Source organism: Rossellomorea orangium (assembly GCF_019334305.1).
In the GTDB taxonomy this organism is placed as follows: Bacteria; Bacillota; Bacilli; order Bacillales; family Bacillaceae_B; genus Rossellomorea.
Genome location: NZ_JAHWGH010000015.1, coordinates 120,778 through 144,244, shown reverse-complemented (window position 1 = coordinate 144,244; position 23,467 = coordinate 120,778). Strand labels below are relative to the sequence as shown.

Below are 23,467 nucleotides of genomic sequence, written 5' to 3'. Positions count from 1 at the left end.
AATCAGTCTTTTTTATATTGCCTACACGTGCATGGTGACTGTGTTTTCCTGAATGACGCTTGCAATGATCCGCTCCAGTGAATTTTCAGTTTGGATCTGTGAAAAATCCAGTCCCAGATGAATGGCCGTTTGGGCGACTTCCGGACGGATGCCGGTGATGACCGATTTCACGCCCAATAAGTTTAACGCATCGATCAGGCGGAAGATTTGCTGAGCCACCATGGTGTCCACCAGGATCACCCCCGATAGGTCAATGATCAGCATGGATAGATGGGAATCGGCGCTTTGCTGTAATGTTGTTTCTACGATCAATCGTGCCCTGTCCGTGTCGATATCCCCGATGATCGGAAGCAATCCCACTTCAGAGGTTAAAGAAATGACGGGTGCACTTAATTCTTTGATTAAAGTAGACTGGGCCTGCAGCCTGTTCATCAGGATGGACAGAAACCTCGAAGTGAACGTCTCCAGTACATAGTCCAGGGCGAAGTTAATCTTACGTTCCCATTCGAACACCTCTTTCAATTGAATGTTCAAATCGGTTTTCTCTTCTGTGAACTTTTCTACATATGTCCAATATACCCTTCGAAAAACACCTCCATTGCGAACCACCTCATCCAATGTTGTGGTGGATTTACTGCGGTCGGTAGCGGTTTCCTTCGTCCAATTGTAGATCAATTCCTTTGATTGCTCGTTCGAAAGCAACAGACATTGTGCAAGGATCTTTACATAATTGGAGTTTTGCTCTTTCACTTTGTTCAGAACCTCAGGTGCAGAATCTGGAGAATAATGCGATCCCGTTTTAATATTTTGTAACTTGAGCCAGTCTTCTGTAAATTCTTTCGCATGGTCAACTAAGTATTCATATAAATGAGACGAATGAGTATTCATAAATGCTCCCTTTGTCATTGACTTATTCTTCTATTTTGGAACCTTCAAGAAAGCCTGTCAATAAATAAGGGTGGAAACAATAGTATAGAATATTCATAATACTATCAATTTTCTAATTAATGTTTGTTTTCTAGTATAATATATGTATAATTATAAATATTAGAAAAAACAAAAAATTAGGGGGTCGACCATGAAGAAGAAAGTCAGGGGAATTTTTCTAGTATTATTAATGAGTATGGTAGGATTCATGACTGCTTGCGGCAGTGATGAAGCAAGCGGTGGAGGAGACGGAGGCAGCGAAAAAAAAGAAAAACTGGTGGTTGGAACCGATGCAGCCTTTGCTCCATTTGAGTATATGGATAAAGGAGAGGTAGTCGGGTTCGATATCGATTTCCTGGATGCGGTGATGAAAGAAGCCGGTTATGAATACGATGTGAAAAACATTGGGTGGGATCCGCTTTTCGCAGCTGTTCAAGGCGGTAAGGAAGTAGATATGGGAATTTCCGGGATCACGATCAATGATGACCGGAAAGAAACATTCGATTTCTCCAATCCGTATTTTGAATCCACTCATATGATCATGTTTGGTGAAGGTGTGGATATTAAAAGCGCCAAAGATCTAAAAGGACTGAAGATCGGGGTTCAAAATGGAACGACCGGTCAAGAGGCAGCAGAGAAAATTGTCGGACAGAACAGTCCTGATATTTCTAAATATGAAAACAACGTAGTCGCTATCACAGCATTGAAACAGGGGCAAGTGGATGCTGTCGTGACGGATAATACAGTAGTGAATGAATATGTGAAGAACAATCCACAGGATAATTTCAATACAGTGGAAGATCCGGAGAATTTCGAGTCTGAATTCTACGGCCTGATGTTTCCGAAAGACAGTGAGTTAAAGGCTGATTTCGATAAAGCCGTTAAAGAAGTGATCGAAAATGGGACATATGCAGATATCTACAAAGAATGGTTTGGTACAGAGCCGAACACTGACGCTTTATTAGAGCAAGCAGAATAAGATTAAGAGGGGCGTAGTGAAGGGAATATCAGATCTTCTCAAATAATAGGGAGGTCATATTCCTTCTTCACCCGCCCCTTTTATATGAGTCTAATTACTTACTACTTGAAAAGGAAAGCGGAATATTTGCCGCCGACCAGACAAAAGGAGTTATCGTATGCTGGATTTCAGATGGGACATTATCGGGGAATACTTACCCTTCTTTTTAAAGGGAGCGCTATTAACAATCGGTTTATCTGTAGGGGCCATTGCTCTTGGATTGATCTTTGGACTGCTTATGGGGATCTTTCGGATTTCACCCTATTTGCTCGTCCGGACACCTTTCATTTGGTACATAAACTTTTTCAGGGGAACGCCGCTATTTGTCCAAATTCTCCTGATCCACTTTGGTGTCATGCCGGCATTAATGTCAGAAATCAATCCTGCTGTGTCTGCCCTGGTGGCTTTGACGTTGAATGCGACAGCTTATATTGCTGAAATTTTCCGCGGGGGCATCCAGTCCATTGACAGGGGGCAGATGGAAGCGGCCCGTTCCCTGGGGATGACCAATATCCAGGCCATGAGGTACATCATCATCCCTCAGGCATTTAAACGGATGATCCCGCCACTTGGGAATGAATTCATTGTACTACTGAAAGACTCATCCCTGGCAGCGGTCATCGCAGCACCGGAGCTCATGTATTGGGGACGTGCCATGCAGGGGCAATATTATCGCGTATGGGAACCGTATCTAGCCGTCGCAGTGATCTATTTAATCCTTACTCTATCTCTTACGTATCTACTAAACTATATTGAGCGGAGGATGGCAACCGAATGATTAAAGCAGTGAATCTTAAGAAATCCTTTGGAGAATTAGAAGTGTTAAAAGATATCAATGTCAAAATCGACCCACAGGAAGTGGTCGTGGTGATAGGGCCTTCCGGATCGGGGAAATCAACGTTCCTAAGGTGCCTGAACCTGCTGGAGTCGATTACCGATGGACATGTCTATATTAAAGACAGGGATATCACTGACAAACAGACGGACATCAATAAAGTACGGACAGATGTGGGAATGGTCTTTCAGCAATTCAATCTGTTCCCTCATAAAACCGTGATTCAAAACATCATGTTATCACCGATGAAAGTCAGGAAATGGTCAAAGGTTAAAGCGGAAGAGAAGGCATTGGAGCTTCTTGAAAAGGTCGGTTTGGCAGAGAAAGCCTATGTATATCCCGATTCTTTATCTGGAGGACAGAAACAGCGGGTGGCCATTGCCAGGGCGCTTGCCATGGAACCGGAAATCATGCTGTTTGATGAGCCGACTTCAGCCCTTGATCCCGAAATGGTCGGAGAGGTTCTCGAAGTCATGAAGCAATTGGCGAAAGAGGGGATGACAATGGTGGTCGTCACTCATGAAATGGGATTCGCCAGGGAAGTGGGGGACCGCGTGATTTTTATGGACGGTGGATACATCGTCGAGGAAAACAGGCCGGCAGAGCTTTTTGGAAGTCCAAAACACGAGCGTACACAGGCGTTTTTGAGTAAAGTGTTGTAAAATTCGTCGAATGAGGGGCGAAAGTTCATAAAGGATGAGCCCGATTGGCCAGTTTGTTTTCAAAATCGGAGGCTTTTATTTTCAAAAATAGAAAAATATTTTCAAAACCAAAGCATTTATTTTCAAAACCCATTTTCCATTAAAAAAAGGAGCCTTCTCACCGAGGCTCCTTTTATTATGCCGATACTTTAGTATAAATGACTGAATACAACTGCTTCCTTCCCCGGTGAAAGCGGGTTTTGACCGTGGAGGCAGACAGATTCAGCTTGAGGGCGATTTCACTGTCGCTCATGTCTTCTGTCACTTTCAACGCCATGACTTCCTGCTGAGTTCTCGGCAGGGTCTTTATATGATCTTGGATGCAGCTCTTGAGGAAGCGAACTTCGATCGCACTTTCCAATGAATGGAAATCCTGAATGGAATGAAGTTCTTCATGATCTTCCATGAAGACCTCCTGACATTTAGACCGTTTTCGTATGACATCGATCGCCGTACACCTTGCAATGGATGTGAGCCATGACTTCGTTTTAGTCACATCCAGTAATGTATCTATTTTTATATATGCTTTCAGGAAGGTTTCCTGGACGATATCCTGGGATAAATGTATGTCCTTCGTTATGTTGTAAGCAATGTGATAGATCAGCTTATGGAATTGTTCATACATCTCTTCATAGGTGAGAGGAGATGGCGATGCTAGAGTGTCCATATGGTCACCTCGACTTTCTATTCTTCAAATTTTTCTTTGATAAAGGAAGGTGCATTTTCCTTAGATAAGCCATACGTATCGATTCTTCCTTCGTTTTGAAACTTGAGGATGAGGGTGTAATCATTCGGATCATATTCGAGCTGATTCATGATGGATTCGATCTGTCCGCTCTCCTTTACTTCAATGGCCTTTCCCTCTTTTTTGAGCTCTGCAACGGCCTGTTCAACGTTTTGGCCAGAAACCACATCGTAAGGGTTCTGCTCGGTAACATACATCCATTCAATATCAGATGCCTTGAATGTCAGTTCTTCTAAATACCCTTTTTTCTAAAGCCATGATATAAATTCTTTGTTATGACGTTTCACTTCAGCATGGGCCCACATATCATCAGACAAAAGGAGTTCAACGTTATAAAGGTTGACTTTGCGACGTTCTTCAAATGACTCATCGTAAGTTTCTTCTTTCAGGATGGCGACGGCTTCACGAATTTCATCTGGATTAGAAATGGTAGCGCTGTGGGTATTGCCCATTTCGTTATAAATCGTGAGTTTATCGACCTGACTCGAATCAACACCATAAATTTGTTCGGTTTTCTCTTTATAGCTCTTCATTTTGTAAAGAGAAGCATATTGAGATTCCACATTTTCTGTATTAACCCAGTAATTCCGTACAAGCTTATGCCCATTTTTCAACTTGTAATAAAGAAAAACCTGGGTCTTCCTGTCTGACTGTGTGTAGTGAGCTTGATTGTCCAGTATTTCCTTATGAAGATCCAAGACAGCCTGAATCGTTTTCGGATCCTTTATGAAGGGATCCTTGATGAGGTTTTCAGGGGTATCTGTCAGGGAATAAAAGGTATCACTTACGTGGACAGTCTCTACATCCGCCATATCAGGGACTTTCTTTTCATAGTTAAATAGATCGAATCGTATGCCGATGCCAACTAGAATCATGCAAATGGCGAATCCTGCATATCCCTTCCAGTGACGGAATACTCTCCAGTGCTTCTCTAATATCATTTGTCCAATATAGTAGCCGATGAGTGACCCGAAGAAATAACCGAAAATGGTCCAGAACGGTGATTGGTATACCCCATTGAAGTACATTCCCCCGAAGAGCATGAAGCAGAAGGAAATTCCGTATTTGAACAATGGTCTCAGGATAGGGTGAACGATTGCCTGAGAAGCAACCTCCACTTTTCTTGATTGATAGAGAAGATAGGATAATCCATAGAATACGAGTGTGATCACCGTGAACATCAAAACGTCTGTACCGGTGAATAGGTTGTCTTCCAAGTACGCCGCTTTGATGAGAGGGGAGTATTCCTCCATTTGTACACTAAAGAAATAGTCCTCCGGAAATCCGTACAGGAAATTTTTCAGGCTGTAGCAAATCAGTACAAACATCCCTGCCGGCAATAATAGCAGGATATATGTCAGAGCACCTTGAACGGCGGTCAGCCCCGTGATCATAGCCACAAAGGTAGAGAACGTGAACAAGAGGAGGTTCACGAGAATCGTGGTGCCGCACCAGATGAAAATGTCATCGATCCCAATGAATTCATGAAGATCCGTGAGTGTATAGAGAGACAGCAAGATGACCGTATTCAACAGGATAGGAATGATGAGAAGTCCCAGTCCCGTCCCTGTAAAATGGAAAAATAGCTTTCTGCGATGAATCGGGAGACTATGTATGAAATCCCCGGCTTGTTTCACATGCAGATAACGGAATAAGAACAGTGAGAGAATAACAGGGATAAACAGCATCAGTCCCACTTGTATCGGGTATTGAATCATAAATAGATTGTGTTCAATTGTAATGGGATAGGATTGATCGTCACTGGACAACCGGCCAAGAATAGCGATCGGTAACGAAAAGAGTAGTCCAAGGAAATAGACAATACCCACCCAACCAGCATTGCGAAGACTCAGTATGATGACTTCCTTATTGATCCATGATGTTTTGGATGGCATAGCCGACGTCCTCCATTTCATAAACAAAGATTTCTTCCAGTGTCAACGGCAGCATATCGAAGATGACCGGCTGATAAGGTTGAATGATGCTTCTCACATGATGTTCTTCACCGCGGACGATGCAAAGGGAAACACTTCCCCGGGTCTCTGAATGCAAGAGCTCGAGCTTACTGAAGAGATTCTTCGGGATTTCCCCTTTGAATGCCAGCTGCACTTTATGAATGCCGGACTTCAAATCATCAAGTTCCTTCTCCAATATGAATTTCCCTTGATGCAAGATACCGATATGATCACAAATGTCCTCCACTTCCCTGAGGTTATGGGAAGAGATGATAATGGTCATGTCCCGATTGGCCACTTCAGAGATAAGGACGCTTTTGACCTTTTTCCTGACAACGGGATCAAGCCCGTCCATCGGTTCATCCAGGATCAGGACTTCCGGTTGTGTGGAAAGGGCAAGGATAAAAGCGGCCTGACGCTGAACACCCTTTGAAAACTTATGAAGCTTTTTATGGGGATCGATCCCGAATACGCTGCTTAAAGACTTGTATTGTTCTTCATTCCATTTTGAATATGTGTTCTGATTGAAACGGGCCATCTGATCAAGCGTATAATGAGCAAAGAAAAATGGTTGATCGGGTATGAAAAACAGAGTCTCTTTCTTCGGGATATTTTCATAAACAGGCTGGGAATCAACTGATATCTCTCCGCTTTCGGGCCTCAACACTCCTGAGATGGTCTTCAGTAATGTGGTCTTTCCGGCACCATTGGATCCAAGCAGGCCGTAGATCGAACCTGTTTGAACGGTGAAAGAAATGTCATGGATGATTTTCGTGCCTTCAAAGGCTTTATTTATGGCTTTAATCTCTATCATCGGCTTGATTACCTCCAACCGTTGCTTCAATTTCTGAAATCATCTGTTTTAAATCTTCAGATGTGATCCCCAGATAAAGGGCTTCCGACAAAAGTTTCGACAACTCTTCTTTTACTTTCATGATCTTCTCCGCGTTTTGAATGTGACTTGAAGGATTAACAAAGCTACCCCGTCCTTTCACCGAATATATAAACCCTTGGGTTTCCAGTTCCCTGTAGGCTTTTTGGATTGTGTTTGGATTTATCGTCAGCTGCTGCGCCAGGGCACGAACGGAAGGTAATTGTTCGTCAGGCTTCAGCACTTCATTGATGATGAACTCTTTCAGTTTCTCCACTAATTGTTCATAAATAGGCTTACGGCTTCTTAAATCAAGCTCAAACATATCCACCCTCCAAACTGTATGTAGTGTACTAGTTATCTTAATACAGTTAGAGTATATATCAGGTTCTACCAGTTTGGGAAGGGGGAAATGAAAAAAAGATAAAATCCTTAAAATCTGAGAATACTTCATGCATAGATGACCATAAAATGGAATTTATGTTAGCATATAGGCATATCTAAAGAAAAAAGGGGATTTCTATGGACGTTCGAGAACCGATTTTATCCATCAGGGATTTAAAGAAGAGATTTGGGAGCAAGGAAGTATTGAAGGGCGTCCAACTGGATGTGTATGAAGGACAGATCATTGGCTATATCGGGCCGAATGGTGCCGGGAAAAGTACGACCGTCAAGATCATTCTTGGGCTGGAAGAGGGGTATTCGGGTCAGGTGAAGCTATTTGGGAAAGATATATCTGGTAGTTCCGTAGAATACAAGAAACGGATTGGCTATGTGCCGGAGATGGCGGACCTTTATGATAATCTGACGGCAAAGGAGTATCTCACATTCATCGGAGAGCTGTACGGAATGGAGCGGGAAAAGGCACAAGGGAAAGCGGAGAAACTGATTAAGTTGTTTAGTCTTTCCGATGTGTATGAATCGAGAATCGCATCGTACTCGAAAGGGATGAAGCAGAAAATCCTGATCATCTCGAGCGTATTACATAATCCCGATGTTTTATTTTTGGATGAGCCCATCAATGGGCTGGATGCCAATTCCGTCATGATTTTCAAAGAACTACTCGCACAGCTTGCAGCACAGGGAAAGACAATATTCTATTCCTCCCACATTATGGATGTGGTTGAAAAGATCAGTAATCGCATCGTCCTTTTACATAACGGACAAATCGTCGCAGATGGCAGTTTTGAAGAATTACAGAATCAGAACATGGAAAGTTCTTTGGAGGAAATTTTTAACCAACTAACAGGATTCAATGAACATAAGGAAACAGCGGCGGAAATTGTTTCTGTTGTCCAAGAGGTGTAGGGCATGAAGGAATTTCGTACGCTGCTGTTTATGGATTGGTTTCAAGGGTTATTTACAAAGCTGGGGTTCGATTACCGTTTATTGAGAAGCATTCTTCAAGTCAAACTGACGATGGATCAAAGACGTGTGCCGACGATCTTTCAGCAGCAGGGGAGAAAGCAAGGGAAAGATGAAAACCGCTTTATTAAATCCCTTTGGGTGTATGCCCTGTTTGGATTATTTGTTCTCCCTTTCATTCTGATGGGAGATAACTATATCTTTCAGATGAGCATCACCTTTACTGTACTGATTTTCATCGTCATGACCTCCATGATATCCGATTTTTCTGTGGTCATACTGGACATCAGGGATCATACGATTCTCTTTACAAAGCCGGTCGAAAGAAAAACCATCAGCCTGGCTAAAACGCTTCATGTGTTTATCTATCTGTTTTTCCTGACAGGTTCTTTGACCGCGATTCCTTTGATCGTAGGGTTGATCAATCAAGGATTTGTATTCTTTATGATTTTCCTTGCGGGGATCATCCTGATGAATATTTTGATTGTCGTGTTGACGGCCATGCTTTATTATTTTATCCTGCAATATTTTGACGGTGAGAAGCTGAAGGATATCATCAACTATGTTCAGATTGGTTTATCCATCGGCCTTGCCGTGGGGTATCAGATTGTCGCCCGTTCCTTCGAGTTCGTTGATTTAACGGTTGCTTTCACACCAAAATGGTGGAATATCTTTCTGCCACCAATTTGGTTCGGTGCCCCGTTTGAATGGTTGTTAAACGGTAATCACCAGATGATGATCCTGATCCTTTCGGGTATCGGCATACTGTTTCCATTCATTGCTCTTTTCGTCTACGTGAAAGCATTGCCGACCTTTGAGAAGAATCTTCAGAAATTATCTTCACATGGCGGGAAAAAGAAGAAAGCTCCTGTCCATTTCGGGGATGGTCTCGTGAAGGTTTTGTCCAAATCGAATGAAGAAAGGGCGTTTTTTCGATTTGCCCATTATATGATGAAAAATGAGAGGGAATTCAAGTTGAAGGTGTACCCGGCCCTCGGGTTTGCGATCATCATGCCGTTCATCTTCATTTTCAACGGGTTGATGGATGGGACGAGGGAGGATTTACTGACTTCAAGTATGTATTTATCCATTTATTCAAGCTTCATCGTCATCCCGACAGTCGTGATGATGCTCAGCTATTCAGGGAAATACAAGGGATCCTGGGTGTACAAAGTAGCACCTGTCAAAAGCAGGGCTTCCATCTACAAAGGTACGTTGAAGGCGTTTCTTATGAAATTGTTTCTACCTTTATATGGGCTATTGAGCATTGTATTTATCTTTCTATTTGGTTTCCGGATATTGTCCGAAATCATTCTGGTCTTCATAAGCGCCTGCATCTTTACCGTCATCTGTCTAGGGTTGATGAGGGGGACACTGCCATTTTCCGAAAGCTTTGAAGGCATACAGCAAAGTGACAGCTGGAAGGTACTGCCGTTCTATCTGATTGTTGGAGTGTTTTTGGGGCTACATTATCTGGCCCTGCAGCTTCCGTTTGGTATTTTGGCTTATCTCATTGTATTATTCTTTACCAATCTGATCTTATGGAAAAAAGCCATCAGGGATTGATGGGATAAACACCCTTGCCGTATAAGGCAGGGGCGTTTTATTGGTATACACTATATGAAAGTATGGAAGAATAAGCGATACAAACACATTTCGATTCGGATGACATATATATAGAAAAATAATGGCCCATGGTAAATAGGTCGTATAGCATTTCCTTTGACAAAGAAAGTTTCCTTGATGCAAGATGATAGTATTCAACATGTTTGATCGGAGGAGAGTGGTTCATATGTTCATAGACTGGTTAAGTGGATTTAATCCCACTGTACAGGCGCTGTTCGGGGGTCTCGTCACATGGGGATTGACTGCACTTGGAGCTGCCACGGTTTTTTTCTTCACTAAAATTGAGAAGCATACGTTGAATATGATGCTCGGGTTTGCTGCAGGTGTCATGATTGCCGCGTCGTTTTGGTCCCTGTTGGCCCCTTCGATAGAGTTCAGTGAGCAAAACGGTCAGATTCCATGGCTGGCACCTGCCATTGGATTTTTACTAGGTGGACTTTTTATCAGACTTTTAGACTTTGTCGTACCCCATTTACATTTAGGGAACGAATCTGAAAAAGCTGAAGGCCCCCCAACAAAATTTAAAAAATCGACCTTATTATTTTTAGCGATCACTCTTCATAATATTCCGGAAGGGCTAGCCATCGGCGTTGCTTTTGGAGCTGCATCGCTCGGACTTGGAGATGCGACGTTAGTGGGAGCCATCGGGCTGGCGATTGGAATCGGTATTCAGAACATGCCTGAAGGGGCTGCGCTTTCCATCCCGCTAAGGGGAGAAGGGATGTCCCGTCTGAAATCCTTCCATTACGGCCAGCTTTCAGCCATCGTAGAACCGATTGCAGCCGTTATAGGAGCTGCAGCCGTCCTGATGGTACAGCCGCTACTGCCTTATGCACTCGCATTCGCAGCCGGTGCCATGATATTCGTCGTCGTGGAAGAGTTGATACCGGAATCGCAATCCTCAGGAAGTACGGACCTTGCTACGCTAGGATTAATGCTTGGCTTCGTCGTGATGATGATTCTGGATGTTTCTTTAGGTTAATACGATACATGTAAGCATGCGTCCAAAACGCATGCTTTTTCTCTTCCCAAAACTTGTATAATGGATCTGGGAGGGGATGCGTATGAAGATTGGTCTCATAAGGCATTTTAAAGTAACAAGGGGATATCCGGCTTCGTTTGTATCAAGTGAAGAGCTGATGAAGTGGGTGGAGGAATATGATGCGTCAGAAGTGGTAGAAAACCTGGTTGATCTTCAAGATATTGTTTGGAAAGGCTGTTATTCCAGCGACTTATCAAGGGCGAGGGTTACAGCTGAATCAGTTTATGTAGGAGAAATCTCTTATCTAAAGGAGCTGAGGGAAATCAGATTATCTCCGCTCTTCAAGTCTAAGAGGAAGCTGCCACTACTTCTACATTTGACATTCATTCGATTGGCCTGGTGGTTCAACCATCGTTCCCAGCCGGAAAGTAAAAGGGAAGTCAAGGAAAGAATCAGTGGCGTGGTCGATCGGATCATTCGTGAAGGAGAAGATGTACTCATTGTGGGTCATGGGGGAATCATGATGTATATGAGAAAAGAATTGCGTAAACGTGGATTTACCGGACCCTCCTTCAGAAGGCCATCTAATGGAACGTTGTATGTGTACCAAGACAGGACAGGATGATTCATTTATTCACAAAGAAAGGAGAGTGGAAAGTGGAAGATATCCATTCTTTAGAAGCCATCAAGAAAGTGCTGGAATCTGAAAAGCTTGTATTGCTATACATATCAAGACCTAATTGCTCGGTCTGTCATGCACTCCTCCCGCAGGTTGAGAGGTTGTTGGAGGATTTTAAATCGGTGGTATCCATTCATGCAGATGCAGAAGAAATCCCGGAAATCGCAGGAGAATTCTCCATCTTCACCGTACCCGTCCTGATAATGTTTGTAGAGGGGAAAGAAATGTTCAGAAAAGCACGCTTCGTGCCAATCGACGAACTCCAAAGCCAAATGTCCCGCCTCACGAAGATGTTAGACAACTAAACAAACGTTTGATTAAGAGAGGAAAGGATTGAATTTACAGGCGTAAAAGAGCTAAACGGTCGTTTAATAATCAAAAAAATAATACATTATTTAAAGTAAGAGCCGAAGTAATTATGACGGCTCTTTTTCTTTTTGAGTACAGATTTTTAGAAGTTATTGAAACCATTTAAGCACCAGTAACGACTAATAGATACAGTAAAGGGGGGACGCCCATTGAAAGAAGATCACGATCAACTGGAAGAGTTATATGAAACATATTTCCATGATGTATACCAGTACTTATTTTATTTCACTAATAATTCATCCGAAGCAGAGGATTTAACTCAGGATACATTTATGAGAGTCTTCAAAAGTTATCACAGCTTCAAGCATCAATCTTCAAAGAAAACATGGATCATATCCATTGCACGAAGAACAGCCATTGATCATTACCGAAAGAGGAAGCTTATCTCCCTTCTTCCCGACGTCCTTCTGAATTTAAGGAAAAGTGAGGAGGGCCTGCCGGAAGAAGAGATGGAGAAGAACGAAGAGTGGGAAATGGTTCAGGCTGCCCTTTCAAAGCTGAAGCCTGATTATCGAAATGTGGTCATTTTAAGGGGATTAAGAGAATACTCCGTCAAAGAAACAGCTGAAATCCTCGATTGCAAGCCTTCTAAAGTAAAAGTAGATTATCACAGGGGTATGAATCTGTTGAAAAAATTAGTGGGAAATTCCAATGACAAGGCGGTGCTGGTAAATGAACGAAAAATCCAATGATGACGTATTACAATCTTTGAAAAACCGACCAGTCCCTGCTCCGCGCAAAGAGTTTAAGAGAGAGTTGAAATCGAAACTATTTAATGAAATGAATAGTCAAGAAAAGAGTGCGAAAAAGTGGGGGAAGTTGGTTCCGAATTTAATGGCTGTTGCCTTTATATTGGCAGGGATATTCTTGACAATTGAACTGATTGGCGTTGGAAGGGACAGTCAAAACGCTTCGCAGGAGCAAGACGCCATGGTGGCTCCAGCTTCAAATGAACCCACTGAGTTGAATGAACCGACGGCCGATAAACTGATGGTAGCAGCGTATAATCGATATGATTCGATCCTTAACGATAAAGGGACTGCTGAAACCTTTGAATATAAAGGGGAGCGCTACCGATTTATGAGTGAAGAATTTGACTCAAGAGATAAAGTGATCCATTTCCTGGTAGAGAGCTTTACACTGGATGCGGCTAAACAGCTGGCGGAGGATCTCCCCTTTATAGTCTATAAAGGAAAACTGGCACAGCCCGATGTATCTTATGAAACCAGTTATCAATGGAGCAATACTACTGCCATTAAGGTGAGGACATCAGAATCGATGAGTGATGTAACTTACGAAATACCGGTTTCGGAAGGTTCCCGGGAAGTGAATGTCCAAAGGTTTAGGTTGATTTATGATAATGGATGGAAGTTCAGTGTGGTGATGCCCTTCTCTTTTAGAGAAGTCAAGAAAGAGACCAGTGAGTGGAACCTCAGTCTGACATCAGAAGAAGAGTCGGTCTATCAAGTGTTTTCCCAAGATCCAAAGGAAGAACATTTACACGGGTTATCCCCCATCAGCATAGCAAAGTTGTATGTCCAGGCATCACTGGACGAACGACATGACCTTGTCTATGAAATGTACACAGACAGACCGGATTATATTCGATGGACAAAGGAAGAGGACGAGAAGTTTCCCAGAGCGGACAGGGTGACGAAGGAAAGTATATTACGTGTCTTCAAAGGAATCGATAACGGTGAATTTATTCAAACAAGCGATATGGATGGATATATTAAGTATGATAATGGTGGTGAGGGAGATATGGGCTTTCAGATGGTAAAGGATGAAGACGGCTATTGGAACGTAGGATTCATGCCAATTCAGTAGATATTTTAAGAGGACTCCTTCTAGAAAGAAAAAGAACAAAGTAAATAACAAAAATAGAGCTGCTAAAAATGGGTATTATGACACACGTCCATTAGAGTAGCTCTTTTGTCATGGTTCAGTAAATAGGTATATAATAGAGAGTATACGAGTATAGTAGTCATGAAGAAATAAAAGGGGGCTAGATGAATGATCAGATTGTCCAGGACAAAGAAAGTCATGTTACTCGGTATCGCAATCATCCTCATAATAGTAGCCAACCGGATTTCCACTGTGCAGCACCTGACAGCAAGGATCGCTACCAAACTGTATGTGAGCCTTAAGTATCAGGACCTTGATCTTGAATATCAAAACGTTGAATTCTCCCCTCAATTTGGAGATTATTCTGTAGCGTATAAGGACAAGGATGGAAAAGTATATGGATTCATGGTCACCCCTAAGTCAATGCCCGTCATTATCCTTCATGATCCTCTCAGAGAGACACCTTAAGGAAAGAACCTTTCATACTTTAATTCTATCAATCTTCATGTATAATAAATCTTAACAACTTTATAAACGTTACCACAAGGGGAGCGAAAGCTGAGAGTGAACAATCTGTTCTGACCCTCTGAACCTGTTAGTTAGGACTAGCGTAGGGATGTGGAAAATAAGCCTATTTATGCTTATTTCAATGCATGCACTCAGCCTCCTTATGGTTTCGTTTCATTACCGAAGGGGGATTTTTTATATGAAACACACTCGACTCATTGTATTACTTGAAGCATCGTTGATGGCAGCCTTCGCAGTCATCCTTGATATGCTGCCTTCTATTAAGCTGTCACCGAGTATCTCTATTTCAATTGCCATGGTTCCGATCTTTCTATTATCTTATCGACGTGGATGGAGAGCAGGACTAATGGGGGGATTTCTATGGGGAATATTGCAGATTGCCCTTGGAGATGCCTGGATTGCGACACCGGTTCAAATGGTAATAGAGTACTTCATCGCCTTTGCCTTCATTGGTTTTGCCGGAATTTTTGCGGGGAAGATACAGGAAGCATTAGGAAAAAGCAGACGATCCAAAGCCATTCTGTGGGTAGTGATTGCGACATTTGCGGGAAGCCTCGCCCGCTATTTCTGGCATTTCATCGCAGGGTTTGTGTTTTTTGCCGAATACGCCCCTGATGATATGTCGCCGCTGCTCTTCTCTCTCATAGTAAACGGCATCACCATGCTGGGTTCGGCTGTTTTATGTTCCATTGTATTGATGATCATGGTCAACATGGCGCCAAGACTGATCAAAGTACGGACGCACCAGCAGGAAATCAGCCGAAAGGCATCATAACATTACTGGGACTGGTCTGATACATGGCCGGTCTTTTTTTGTCAATACACCCCAAGTCTTAGAGGGAATTACTTCCGCGGTTTCTGTTGGAATTTCAAGATCTTTATTATATTGAAGATACGATAATATGCAGGAGTGAGTGGGATGTCGGAATGGATCATACGTATTGCAGAAGAATGGGGGATATGGGGTGTATTGTTTTCTCTATTTATTGAAGGAAGTGCTTTTCCTTTTGTTGGAACATTTTTCATCGTGACGATGGGATTCATCCTCGATTTAACCTGGGTGGAAATCGGAGTCATTTCAATAGCTGGAAGCTTTTTATACACTATGGGAAGTTATATACCATACTATATCAGTTTTAAACTGGGGGAGAAGATAGAGGGGAAGCTCAAGCCAAAGAAGCTGGAGAAGCTCAGATTGGGCCAGGAAAAGTTCAATCGATACGGAATTTGGAGCGTAGCGATCGCAAGTCCACTTCATTTAGGGAATGTCATCCCCTTCCTTGCAGGCATGGCGAAAATGGATGTGAAGGCCTATTCCCTCCTGACGATGCTCGGTATTGCTCCTTCCACTTTCCTGTTTTTGAGTATAGGAAAGTTATATGATGGGGAGAAAGATGTGATACTTGAAGTGATTGAAGACTATCAAGTGTTGGTCCTTATTGGTTTTGTGGTGGTAACGGGTGCGTATATGATGTTAAAAAGAAATCGCAAGAAAAAGGATTATTCGAGAAGTCTGGATTGACCCGAAAGGAATTCCGGCTCATAAAAGAAAAGTTTCAGAACATATTTCGATAAAATCAACCTCCCCCTGTTTTTTTGTATATTTATATCCACGTAAAATCTTCCTCTTACTCATTGCTTACACCACTGCTTTCCTATACACTAGACCTATTCAAAAAAGCGCGTGTGGAGAGATCATATGGAAGCAAAAATGATAAGAAGATACGACATTATGGAGGTCAGCCTGCTGGCAGGGAAGATCATGCTGCAAAGCGGGGCGGAGACGTACCGCGTCGAGGATACGATGATGCGGATCGCTGCTTCGTATGGGATATCCGAATCCCACAGCTATGTGACGCCTACGGGGATCATTTTCTCGATTGAGACCTCAGAACCGACGAAGACAAAGCTGATCCGGATTAATGAGAGGTCAACGGATCTTGAGAAAGTGACTCTCGTAAACAGTATCTCGAGGCAAATCAGTCAAGGTCATTTGACCCTTGAAGAAGCGTACAATGCCCTTGAGAAGTTGGATCAATCCGATTTATCCTATTCCTTCCTGATTCAGGTGGTGGCGGCAGCAATCGCAAGTGGATGCTTCCTCATCATGTTCCAAGGGGGATGGAATGACTTCCTGCCGGCCCTGATCACTGGCGGGATCGGATTCACAAGCGTGATCTATTTACATCGTCTCGTTCCGATCAAGTTCTTCGCCGAGTTCCTTGCCTCCTTCATCATCGGCATGGTGTCATTCGGGTTTGTCCATCTCGGGATGGGGCAGGAGTTGGATAAAATCATCATAGGATCCGTCATGCCCCTGGTTCCAGGCCTCCTGATCACCAATGCCGTCCGGGATTTAATGGCAGGGCATTTGGTATCGGGCCTGTCAAAGGGCGCGGAAGCCTTTTTAACGGCATTTGCCATCGGGACGGGTATTGCCGTTGTGTTTACTTTAACGTAAGAATATATTGTCAATCTATAAAGATAGGGGTGAAAAGGGATGCTCATCATCGAACAATTAGTGACCAGCTTCATTTCCGCCGCCGCATTCGGGATTATCTTCAACGCTCCAAAGCAGTCCCTCTTCAAATGCGGAATTGTTGGTATGCTGGGTTGGATCATCTACATACTCATGAGTTTAAATGAAACCGACACGGTACTTGCCACATTACTTGCCTCCTTTGTCGTGGCGGTGGTCAGTCAGGTGTTTGCGAAAATGTATAAAACCCCGGTCATCATCTTCTCTGTCGCCGGGATCATCCCCCTCGTACCCGGGGGACTTGCGTACGATGCCATGAGAAACTTCGTACAAAACGACTACAATGCCGCCATCAATCTGGCAGCCAAAGCCTTCATGATCTCCGGATCCATCGCCATCGGACTCATCTTCTCCGAAGTCATCAACCAGGTCATCCGCAACGCACGCCTGAACGCAAGTGCGAGACGAATGAGATAGAGGGACGGACCTTGCTTTTTTGTGAGGTCTTTTTTTTATGCATGTAACCATTCGTGATCCTTGACGTCTAATCAACAAATAAGACATATAGGAGGGTCATGCTATGAGTAAGAAAACGTATCTGCTCATTGTTCTTGGGGTTGTTCTTCTTGTCGGTATCGGAACCTTTCTGTACACTCAAAGACCTGTTGTGAAGGCGGAGGGAAGATGGGCGGAAGATCTCCTTATAATGGAGAATGACTCATGGAAACTACAATTTTCCACGCCTCTTAAAAAAGAAACGGTAACAGCGGAAAATATTTATGTGAAAGACTCCGATGGGCGTGATGTCAATGTCACTCTAAAGCTCAGTGAAGACCGCAAATCATTACAGGTACATGCACCGAATGAAGGGTATCCCCTTGAACCTCTAAGCTTCACGCTTCATATTTCTCCAAACGTAAAAACCAAGTGGGGATTATCCTACTCCGGGGATACAGAGATCCCTTTTGCAGTCACTTCTCAATTACCGGGCATTCAGTCCCGGGAAGCCCTGGCGGAATACTTCAAGAAAGTCCTGAAAAGGAACAAGGAAAATACGAGGTTTTCTCTGTTTGGAAGGGAAGAGAAAATGGAGTCAAAGTCTTCAGAGGACAGCGCTTCAGGTGAATCTTCCCAAGCGGGTTCAGATTTTTCTACAACGAATAATCAGGTTCAAGGCGTAGACGAAGGGGATCTGGTAAAGACAGATGGGGGGTATATCTATCAATTGACCGACCGGAGACTGTTGATTACAAAGGTTAAGCCCCGGATGGAGGTTGTATCCACCATTACCTTCAAAGAACATGTGCAGCCGCACCATCTTTTTTTGAACGGAGACAAAGTGCTTGTCATTGGAAACAACTGGTCACCGCCTTTTAAAGAAGGTGATCAAGGAACACGATCTAAGATTATGCCGGTTGAGGGCATGACGGTGGCGTTCTTGTATGATGTTTCGAACAAAGATAAGCCGTCCTTGCAAAGAAAGGTGGAGCTTGAAGGACAGTATCATTCGTCCAGGAAAATGGATTCTACTGTCTACTTGATTTCCAGTATGTATCCAAACTACTGGATGCTTGAACAGGATGATGAGCTTGATGTAAGACCAAGGGTGAGGGATAGTTTGAAGGACGGTGAGTCAGAGCCGATTCCATATGAGAACATCCGATACTTCCCAAAATCCACTTCTCCCAACTATACCTTAATGACGGCTTTGGATATGGAAAATCCGAAAGCGCCCCTTACCGTCGATTCCTATCTTGGTGGAGGAGATGCAGTTTATATGACAAAAGAGAACTTGTATATCGCTGCAGAACAATACGAGGAGGACGGATGGGCTTCTCCTGATACAGATATTTATAAATTTAGAGTAGAGGATGGGGAGATCACATTCACCTCATCAGGAAGAGTAGAAGGAAGAGTATTGAACCAATTTTCCATGGATGAGCACAGAGGGTATTTTCGGATTGCCACGACCGATGGAGAGGCTTGGAACAATGACTCACCTTCTTCCAATGCACTATATATACTGGATGAAAACATGAAAAACGTAGGAGAAGTAACGGATTTAGCCCGTGGGGAGAAAATCTATTCTGTCAGGTTCATGGGAGACAAAGCGTATATAGTGACCTTTAAGCAAGTCGACCCATTATTCGTCATCGATACGGAAGATCCAACCGATCCAAAGGTGTTGGGGGAATTGAAGATCCCGGGTTTCAGTACGTACCTTCATCCGATTGACGATCGGCACCTGATCGGATTCGGGTATGATACGAAAGTGGTTAACGATGGTAAGGAAGCAAATATCGAACCGAGGATCACAAGGAAGGGGATGAAGATATCGTTATTTGATATTACTGATTTTCATCATCCGAAAGAAACGGACACCGAAATCATCGGAGGGGCCGGGACCCATTCTACCTTACTGGAGGACCACAAAGCCTTGCTTCATGAGCCATCAAGAAATCTATACGGTTTTCCAATCTCTGTTTACAATGAAAAGGAGGGAAGCCAGCATGAACTGGACTTCGACTATCAAGGTGCCCTTCTTTATGAAATCACTCCTGAAAAAGGGATTGTGTTGAAATCGAAACTCGCAGAAGAAGGAAACAGAGACAAAGAGTACTATGAACAGTGGGAAGACCAGATTCAAAGACTGATCTATATTGATGATCTGCTCTATACTGTTTCGAATCGCTCTATTACTTCTTACTCTATGGACGGTTTCAATAATATCGACACAGTAGATCTTAACTAAAACATTGACAGAAGAGGCCGCAGAATATCGTGGTCTCTTTTTTTGATCCATGGTTTCCGTAAGGCACGGACGGCACTTCCAACTACCACCCAGAATAAAAAAACGATATGATGATACATATAAATAATGGCAGATAAAGTTAAGAGGGGTGTTCGTTTGAAGGTCATACGTTTCTTAAAGCCTTACCGGGCTGCCATGGCCGTTGCCTGGAGTTTAATGCTGGTAGAGCTTGCCGTAGAATTATTGAATCCGTTGTTTATGGCACGGATTATTGATGAAGGGATACTGAATAAAGATTTGGACGTCGTGTTGAAATGGGGCTTCATTATGGTAGGCATGTCCCTCATTGCCTTTATTTCAGGAGTGACGAATTCCTTTTTTGCTGCATATACGAGTCAGGGGTTCGGCTTTGACGTACGTGAAAGCTTGTATAAGAAGGTTCAGTCGTTTTCATTTGCAAGTTTTAGTAAGCTTCCAGCCTCTTCTCTCATCACGAGGATGACGAATGATGTAAGGCAGCTGCAAAACACGATTTTCATGAGTCTCCGGATTATGCTCAGGGCTCCGCTGCTTGTAGTGGGATCAACCATCATGGCACTGATCGTCGATGTCCGGCTTGCTCTTGTATTAGTCATCGTCATTCCAGTGTTGTGGCTATTTCTGTTATGGGTTCTGAAACGGGGATGGAACCTGTTTGAACGAGTTCAGTCAAGACTCGATAAAGTGAATGAGGTCATGAAGGAAAACCTTTCGGGAATGAGATTGATTAAAGCGTATACGAGAAGTAAATATGAAGAAAGCCGTTTTCATGATGCGAATGAAGATTTGAAGGATCGAACGGCCGCTGCCCTTCGTTTCATGGAAATCATCATGCCTCTCTTGATGCTTGTGATGAACCTTGCCCTTCTCTCCGTTCTATGGTTTGGAAGCATTGATGTTGCCTCAGGGGGAACGAAGGTCGGGGAAGTCGTGGCAATCGTAACGTATGTAACAAGAATCTCTTCTGTTTTTTCTATTTTCTCATTCATCATCACCAGTTTTTCAAGAGCGAGGGCTTCGGCTGAGCGGGTAGAGGAGGTGCTTGAAACGGAAATCGATTTGAAGGATGGAGCGGAAGTAGATCAGAATAACAAAGTGACCGGTGGAGAGATCACGTTTAAAGATGTATCATTCCAATATCCATCCACTCGTGAAAAGGTGCTCCGACATCTATCCTTTCATGTGGGGACGGGTCAAACCGTTTCCTTACTGGGAGCTACTGGATCGGGTAAAACCTCTCTGTTTCAGCTAATCCCCCGTCTTTACGATGCAACGGAAGGGACAGTGGAACTGGACGGACACCCTATCAGGTTGATTCCTCTCGATGAAATCAGACAAAATATCGGATACGTGCCTCAGGAGGTCATTCTGTTTTCCGGGTCGGTTGCTGAAAATCTCCTCTGGGGGAAAGAAGATGCCACGAGGGAAGAGATGATCCAGGCGGCCAAAGATGCCCAAATCCATGAGACCATCCTGAAGCTTTCAAATGGATATGATACGGTCCTTGGTCAAAAAGGGGTCAACCTTTCAGGTGGCCAGAAGCAACGCCTTTCCATTGCCAGGGCACTTATTCGAAAACCGAAGATCCTGCTTCTTGATGACAGTACAAGCGCCCTCGATTTGAAAACAGAATCAAGACTGCTTCAAGCCTTGAAGCGATATGAGTGCACTACCATGATCATCACTCAAAAAGTCAGTACGGCGATGGAATCCGATCGTATCTTGCTATTAGAAGATGGGGAGCTGATCGGCGAGGGCACCCATCAATCCTTATTAGAAGATTCCAGCCTTTATCAACACATCTACCATTCTCAATTCGGAGAGGGGGAAATCCACCATGTCTAGGCATGTACGAAAGAAATTGGGGAAGAGCGATAAGGCGAAAGATGCAAAAGGAACGTTGAGCCGACTCTGGAGCTATCTTTCTGAAATGAAGGTGATATTGTACCTTGTCATTTTAATGGTATTCATCAGTTCCGCGGCAGCCCTTCTTGGACCGTTCCTTGTCGGCAAGGCGATCGATGAGTATATCGTCACGAAGGAAGCGTCAGGATTGGGTGTCTTGGTCATGGTCCTGATTGGGATCTATATCCTGCATTCTATGTCCGTATGGTTCCAGAATTATTGGATGATCGGCGTTGCCCAGGATACCGTCTATCGGCTGCGGAAAGACCTCTTCCATCAATTGCACCAGCTCTCCATCCCTTTCTTTGACAAACGGAAGCACGGGGAGCTGATGAGCAGGGTGACCAATGATATTGATAATGTGAGTTCAACGCTAAATAGTTCATTCATTCAAATCATCTCAAGTGTCCTTACCCTGGTGGGGACTGTCTCGATCATGCTTTGGCTGAGCCCGCTCCTTACTCTCATCACCCTGATCATTGTTCCCCTCATGGTCTTCGGCATGAAGTGGATCACCAAACGGACAGGTCGATTGTTTAAAGAATATCAGCAGAATATCGGTGAGTTAAACGGATATATAGAGGAGACGATCTCTGGCCACAGCATCATTAAGACCTTCTCCCGTGAAGAAACGGCCATCAATGATTTCGGTGAAAAAAATCAAAGGCTGAGAACGTCTGCGTATTGGGCGGATACTTACTCGGGATTCATCCCGAAGCTGATGAATGTATTAAATAATCTTAGCTTTGCCGTCATTGCCGGAGTCGGAGGGATATTTGCCCTCAATGGAATGATTACGATCGGTGTCATCGTCATTTTCGCTGAGTATGCAAGGCAGTTTACACGACCGTTGAATGAACTTGCCAATCAGTATAATACGCTTCTGTCAGCGATTGCGGGTGCCGAGCGTGTATTTCAAATCCTGGATGAAGAGAAAGAAGAGAAGGACGAGGGAGATGCTGTGGAGATCGATTCGGTAGAGGGGAAGGTCGAGTTTCAGCAGGTTTCGTTTTCATATGAAAAAGGAGAGCGGACGCTTGAAAATGTATCCTTCTCCATCCAGCCGGGTGAGACAGTTGCTCTGGTTGGACCAACTGGAGCGGGGAAAACGACAATCACCAACCTCCTATCCCGTTTTTATGAGCTGAACGAAGGCAGTATTGAGATCGATGGCCGGGATATCCGCACCATTAAGCGGCAGAGTTTACGGCAGCAAATGGGCTTTGTCCTGCAGGATAGCTTTTTGTTCCAGGGAACGATTGCAGATAACATCCGCTACGGAAGGCTCGATGCTGGGGATGAAGAGGTAAAGGAAGCAGCCAAACTTGCGAATGCCCATACTTTCATCGAAAAGATGCCTGGGGGCTATGATACCATGCTAAGAGCTGATGGAAGCGGGATCAGCCAGGGGCAGAAGCAGTTATTATCCATTGCAAGGGCAATCCTTTCCAACCCTTCGATCCTGATACTTGATGAAGCGACGAGTAGCATCGATACGATTACGGAGCTGAGGATTCAAGAAGCCCTCAAACGGTTGATGGAGGGGAGGACGAGCGTAGTGGTGGCTCACCGCCTTAACACCATCCGACAGGCGAATCAGATCCTGGTCCTTGATCAGGGCAGGATCATTGAACGTGGCTCTCACGATGAACTTCTTAAAGAAAAAGGGTTTTATCATGGGTTGTATCATAGTCAGTTGAGGGAGAGTATTTGATGTAAGCGATTGTTGATCAAAATGAACCTGCCCGGAGTAGTTAATCATCCAGAACATAAAAAAACACCTCAAAAGTCATTCCTTTTGAGGTGTTTTTCCTATTAAAAGGGGCTAATCATCCCGTTAGCGATC

General features: G+C 43.7%; 24 protein-coding genes and 1 riboswitch. Of the genes, 18 read left to right on the top strand and 6 right to left on the bottom strand.

The window, feature by feature from the left end; genetic code table 11:
- Window positions 1–21: 21 nt before the first annotated feature.
- Window positions 22–888 (bottom strand): STAS domain-containing protein, encoded by an 867-nt coding sequence (locus KYJ26_RS13990; protein ID WP_219168010.1) that lies wholly within the window; start codon window positions 886–888, stop codon window positions 22–24.
- Between the two features lie 190 nt (window positions 889–1,078).
- Between KYJ26_RS13990 and KYJ26_RS13985 the strand changes: the two genes are divergently transcribed.
- From KYJ26_RS13985 to KYJ26_RS13975, 3 genes are all read left to right on the top strand, one after another.
- A complete protein-coding gene (locus tag KYJ26_RS13985) occupies window positions 1,079–1,906 on the top strand; it encodes a basic amino acid ABC transporter substrate-binding protein (RefSeq protein ID WP_219168009.1) in 828 nt (275 codons plus the stop codon).
- A 160-nt stretch (window positions 1,907–2,066) separates the two neighbouring features.
- The gene (locus KYJ26_RS13980; RefSeq protein ID WP_219168069.1) at window positions 2,067–2,723 is read left to right on the top strand and encodes an amino acid ABC transporter permease; all 657 of its coding nucleotides are present in this window, start codon (window positions 2,067–2,069) and stop codon (window positions 2,721–2,723) included.
- Window positions 2,720–3,442: an amino acid ABC transporter ATP-binding protein gene (locus tag KYJ26_RS13975; protein WP_219168008.1), complete on the top strand. Its 723-nt coding sequence runs from the start codon at window positions 2,720–2,722 to the stop codon at window positions 3,440–3,442. The genes KYJ26_RS13980 and KYJ26_RS13975 overlap by 4 nt, the downstream gene beginning before the upstream one ends.
- A 175-nt stretch (window positions 3,443–3,617) precedes the next feature.
- Here the strand turns inward: KYJ26_RS13975 and KYJ26_RS13970 are convergent, their stop codons facing one another.
- From KYJ26_RS13970 to KYJ26_RS13950, 5 genes are read right to left on the bottom strand one after another with little or no spacing between them, the layout of a single operon-like run.
- Complete coding sequence (locus KYJ26_RS13970) at window positions 3,618–4,148, bottom strand: RNA polymerase sigma factor (RefSeq protein ID WP_219168007.1); 531 nt, start codon at window positions 4,146–4,148, stop codon at window positions 3,618–3,620.
- A gap of 17 nt (window positions 4,149–4,165) precedes the next feature.
- The gene (locus tag KYJ26_RS13965) at window positions 4,166–4,423 is read right to left on the bottom strand and encodes a hypothetical protein (protein ID WP_219168006.1); all 258 of its coding nucleotides are present in this window, start codon (window positions 4,421–4,423) and stop codon (window positions 4,166–4,168) included.
- 51 nt (window positions 4,424–4,474) lie between these two features.
- Entirely contained in the window at window positions 4,475–6,121 is a 1,647-nt protein-coding gene (locus tag KYJ26_RS13960; protein ID WP_219168005.1) for a DUF6449 domain-containing protein, read from the bottom strand.
- Window positions 6,093–6,995, bottom strand: coding sequence for an ABC transporter ATP-binding protein (locus KYJ26_RS13955; RefSeq protein ID WP_219168004.1), 903 nt, complete (start codon window positions 6,993–6,995; stop codon window positions 6,093–6,095). Before KYJ26_RS13955 ends, KYJ26_RS13960 begins: the two co-directional genes overlap by 29 nt.
- Entirely contained in the window at window positions 6,982–7,377 is a 396-nt protein-coding gene (locus KYJ26_RS13950) for a GntR family transcriptional regulator (RefSeq protein ID WP_219168003.1), read from the bottom strand. Before KYJ26_RS13950 ends, KYJ26_RS13955 begins: the two co-directional genes overlap by 14 nt.
- A gap of 197 nt (window positions 7,378–7,574) precedes the next feature.
- Here KYJ26_RS13950 and KYJ26_RS13945 point away from each other — a divergent pair, with 197 nt between their 5' ends.
- The 15 genes from KYJ26_RS13945 to KYJ26_RS13875 all read left to right on the top strand — a co-directional run bounded on the left by KYJ26_RS13945 (window position 7,575) and on the right by KYJ26_RS13875 (window position 23,335).
- Complete coding sequence (locus KYJ26_RS13945; protein WP_219168002.1) at window positions 7,575–8,360, top strand: ABC transporter ATP-binding protein; 786 nt, start codon at window positions 7,575–7,577, stop codon at window positions 8,358–8,360.
- A gap of 3 nt (window positions 8,361–8,363) precedes the next feature.
- Window positions 8,364–9,983 carry a hypothetical protein gene (locus KYJ26_RS13940; RefSeq protein ID WP_219168001.1) on the top strand — a complete coding sequence of 540 codons (1,620 nt, stop codon included), beginning with the start codon at window positions 8,364–8,366 and terminating at the stop codon, window positions 9,981–9,983.
- Between the two features lie 226 nt (window positions 9,984–10,209).
- On the top strand, window positions 10,210–11,025 hold the full coding sequence (locus KYJ26_RS13935; protein ID WP_219168000.1) for a ZIP family metal transporter: 816 nt from the start codon (window positions 10,210–10,212) through the stop codon (window positions 11,023–11,025).
- An 82-nt stretch (window positions 11,026–11,107) separates the two neighbouring features.
- Complete coding sequence (locus tag KYJ26_RS13930) at window positions 11,108–11,650, top strand: histidine phosphatase family protein (RefSeq protein WP_219167999.1); 543 nt, start codon at window positions 11,108–11,110, stop codon at window positions 11,648–11,650.
- 32 nt (window positions 11,651–11,682) lie between these two features.
- The gene (locus KYJ26_RS13925; protein WP_219167998.1) at window positions 11,683–12,009 is read left to right on the top strand and encodes a thioredoxin family protein; all 327 of its coding nucleotides are present in this window, start codon (window positions 11,683–11,685) and stop codon (window positions 12,007–12,009) included.
- Window positions 12,010–12,222: 213 nt separating this feature from the next.
- The gene (locus tag KYJ26_RS13920; protein ID WP_257475043.1) at window positions 12,223–12,765 is read left to right on the top strand and encodes an RNA polymerase sigma factor; all 543 of its coding nucleotides are present in this window, start codon (window positions 12,223–12,225) and stop codon (window positions 12,763–12,765) included.
- Entirely contained in the window at window positions 12,746–13,900 is a 1,155-nt protein-coding gene (locus KYJ26_RS13915) for an IseA DL-endopeptidase inhibitor family protein (RefSeq protein WP_219167997.1), read from the top strand. The genes KYJ26_RS13920 and KYJ26_RS13915 overlap by 20 nt, the downstream gene beginning before the upstream one ends.
- A 186-nt stretch (window positions 13,901–14,086) precedes the next feature.
- Window positions 14,087–14,386, top strand: coding sequence for a hypothetical protein (locus tag KYJ26_RS13910; protein ID WP_219167996.1), 300 nt, complete (start codon window positions 14,087–14,089; stop codon window positions 14,384–14,386).
- Between the two features lie 67 nt (window positions 14,387–14,453).
- A riboswitch (TPP riboswitch) is annotated at window positions 14,454–14,552 on the top strand.
- Window positions 14,553–14,624: 72 nt separating this feature from the next.
- Entirely contained in the window at window positions 14,625–15,221 is a 597-nt protein-coding gene (gene thiT / locus KYJ26_RS13905) for an energy-coupled thiamine transporter ThiT (RefSeq protein WP_219167995.1), read from the top strand.
- Between the two features lie 144 nt (window positions 15,222–15,365).
- Window positions 15,366–15,968 (top strand): DedA family protein, encoded by a 603-nt coding sequence (locus tag KYJ26_RS13900; protein ID WP_219167994.1) that lies wholly within the window; start codon window positions 15,366–15,368, stop codon window positions 15,966–15,968.
- A 177-nt stretch (window positions 15,969–16,145) separates the two neighbouring features.
- The gene (locus KYJ26_RS13895) at window positions 16,146–16,907 is read left to right on the top strand and encodes a threonine/serine exporter family protein (RefSeq protein WP_219167993.1); all 762 of its coding nucleotides are present in this window, start codon (window positions 16,146–16,148) and stop codon (window positions 16,905–16,907) included.
- Window positions 16,908–16,946: 39 nt separating this feature from the next.
- Window positions 16,947–17,402 carry a threonine/serine exporter family protein gene (locus KYJ26_RS13890; RefSeq protein ID WP_219167992.1) on the top strand — a complete coding sequence of 152 codons (456 nt, stop codon included), beginning with the start codon at window positions 16,947–16,949 and terminating at the stop codon, window positions 17,400–17,402.
- A gap of 103 nt (window positions 17,403–17,505) precedes the next feature.
- On the top strand, window positions 17,506–19,677 hold the full coding sequence (locus KYJ26_RS13885) for a beta-propeller domain-containing protein (RefSeq protein ID WP_219167991.1): 2,172 nt from the start codon (window positions 17,506–17,508) through the stop codon (window positions 19,675–19,677).
- Between the two features lie 195 nt (window positions 19,678–19,872).
- Window positions 19,873–21,561, top strand: coding sequence for an ABC transporter ATP-binding protein (locus KYJ26_RS13880; RefSeq protein WP_257475053.1), 1,689 nt, complete (start codon window positions 19,873–19,875; stop codon window positions 21,559–21,561).
- A complete protein-coding gene (locus KYJ26_RS13875; protein WP_219167989.1) occupies window positions 21,554–23,335 on the top strand; it encodes an ABC transporter ATP-binding protein in 1,782 nt (593 codons plus the stop codon). The genes KYJ26_RS13880 and KYJ26_RS13875 overlap by 8 nt, the downstream gene beginning before the upstream one ends.
- Window positions 23,336–23,467 lie beyond the last annotated feature (132 nt).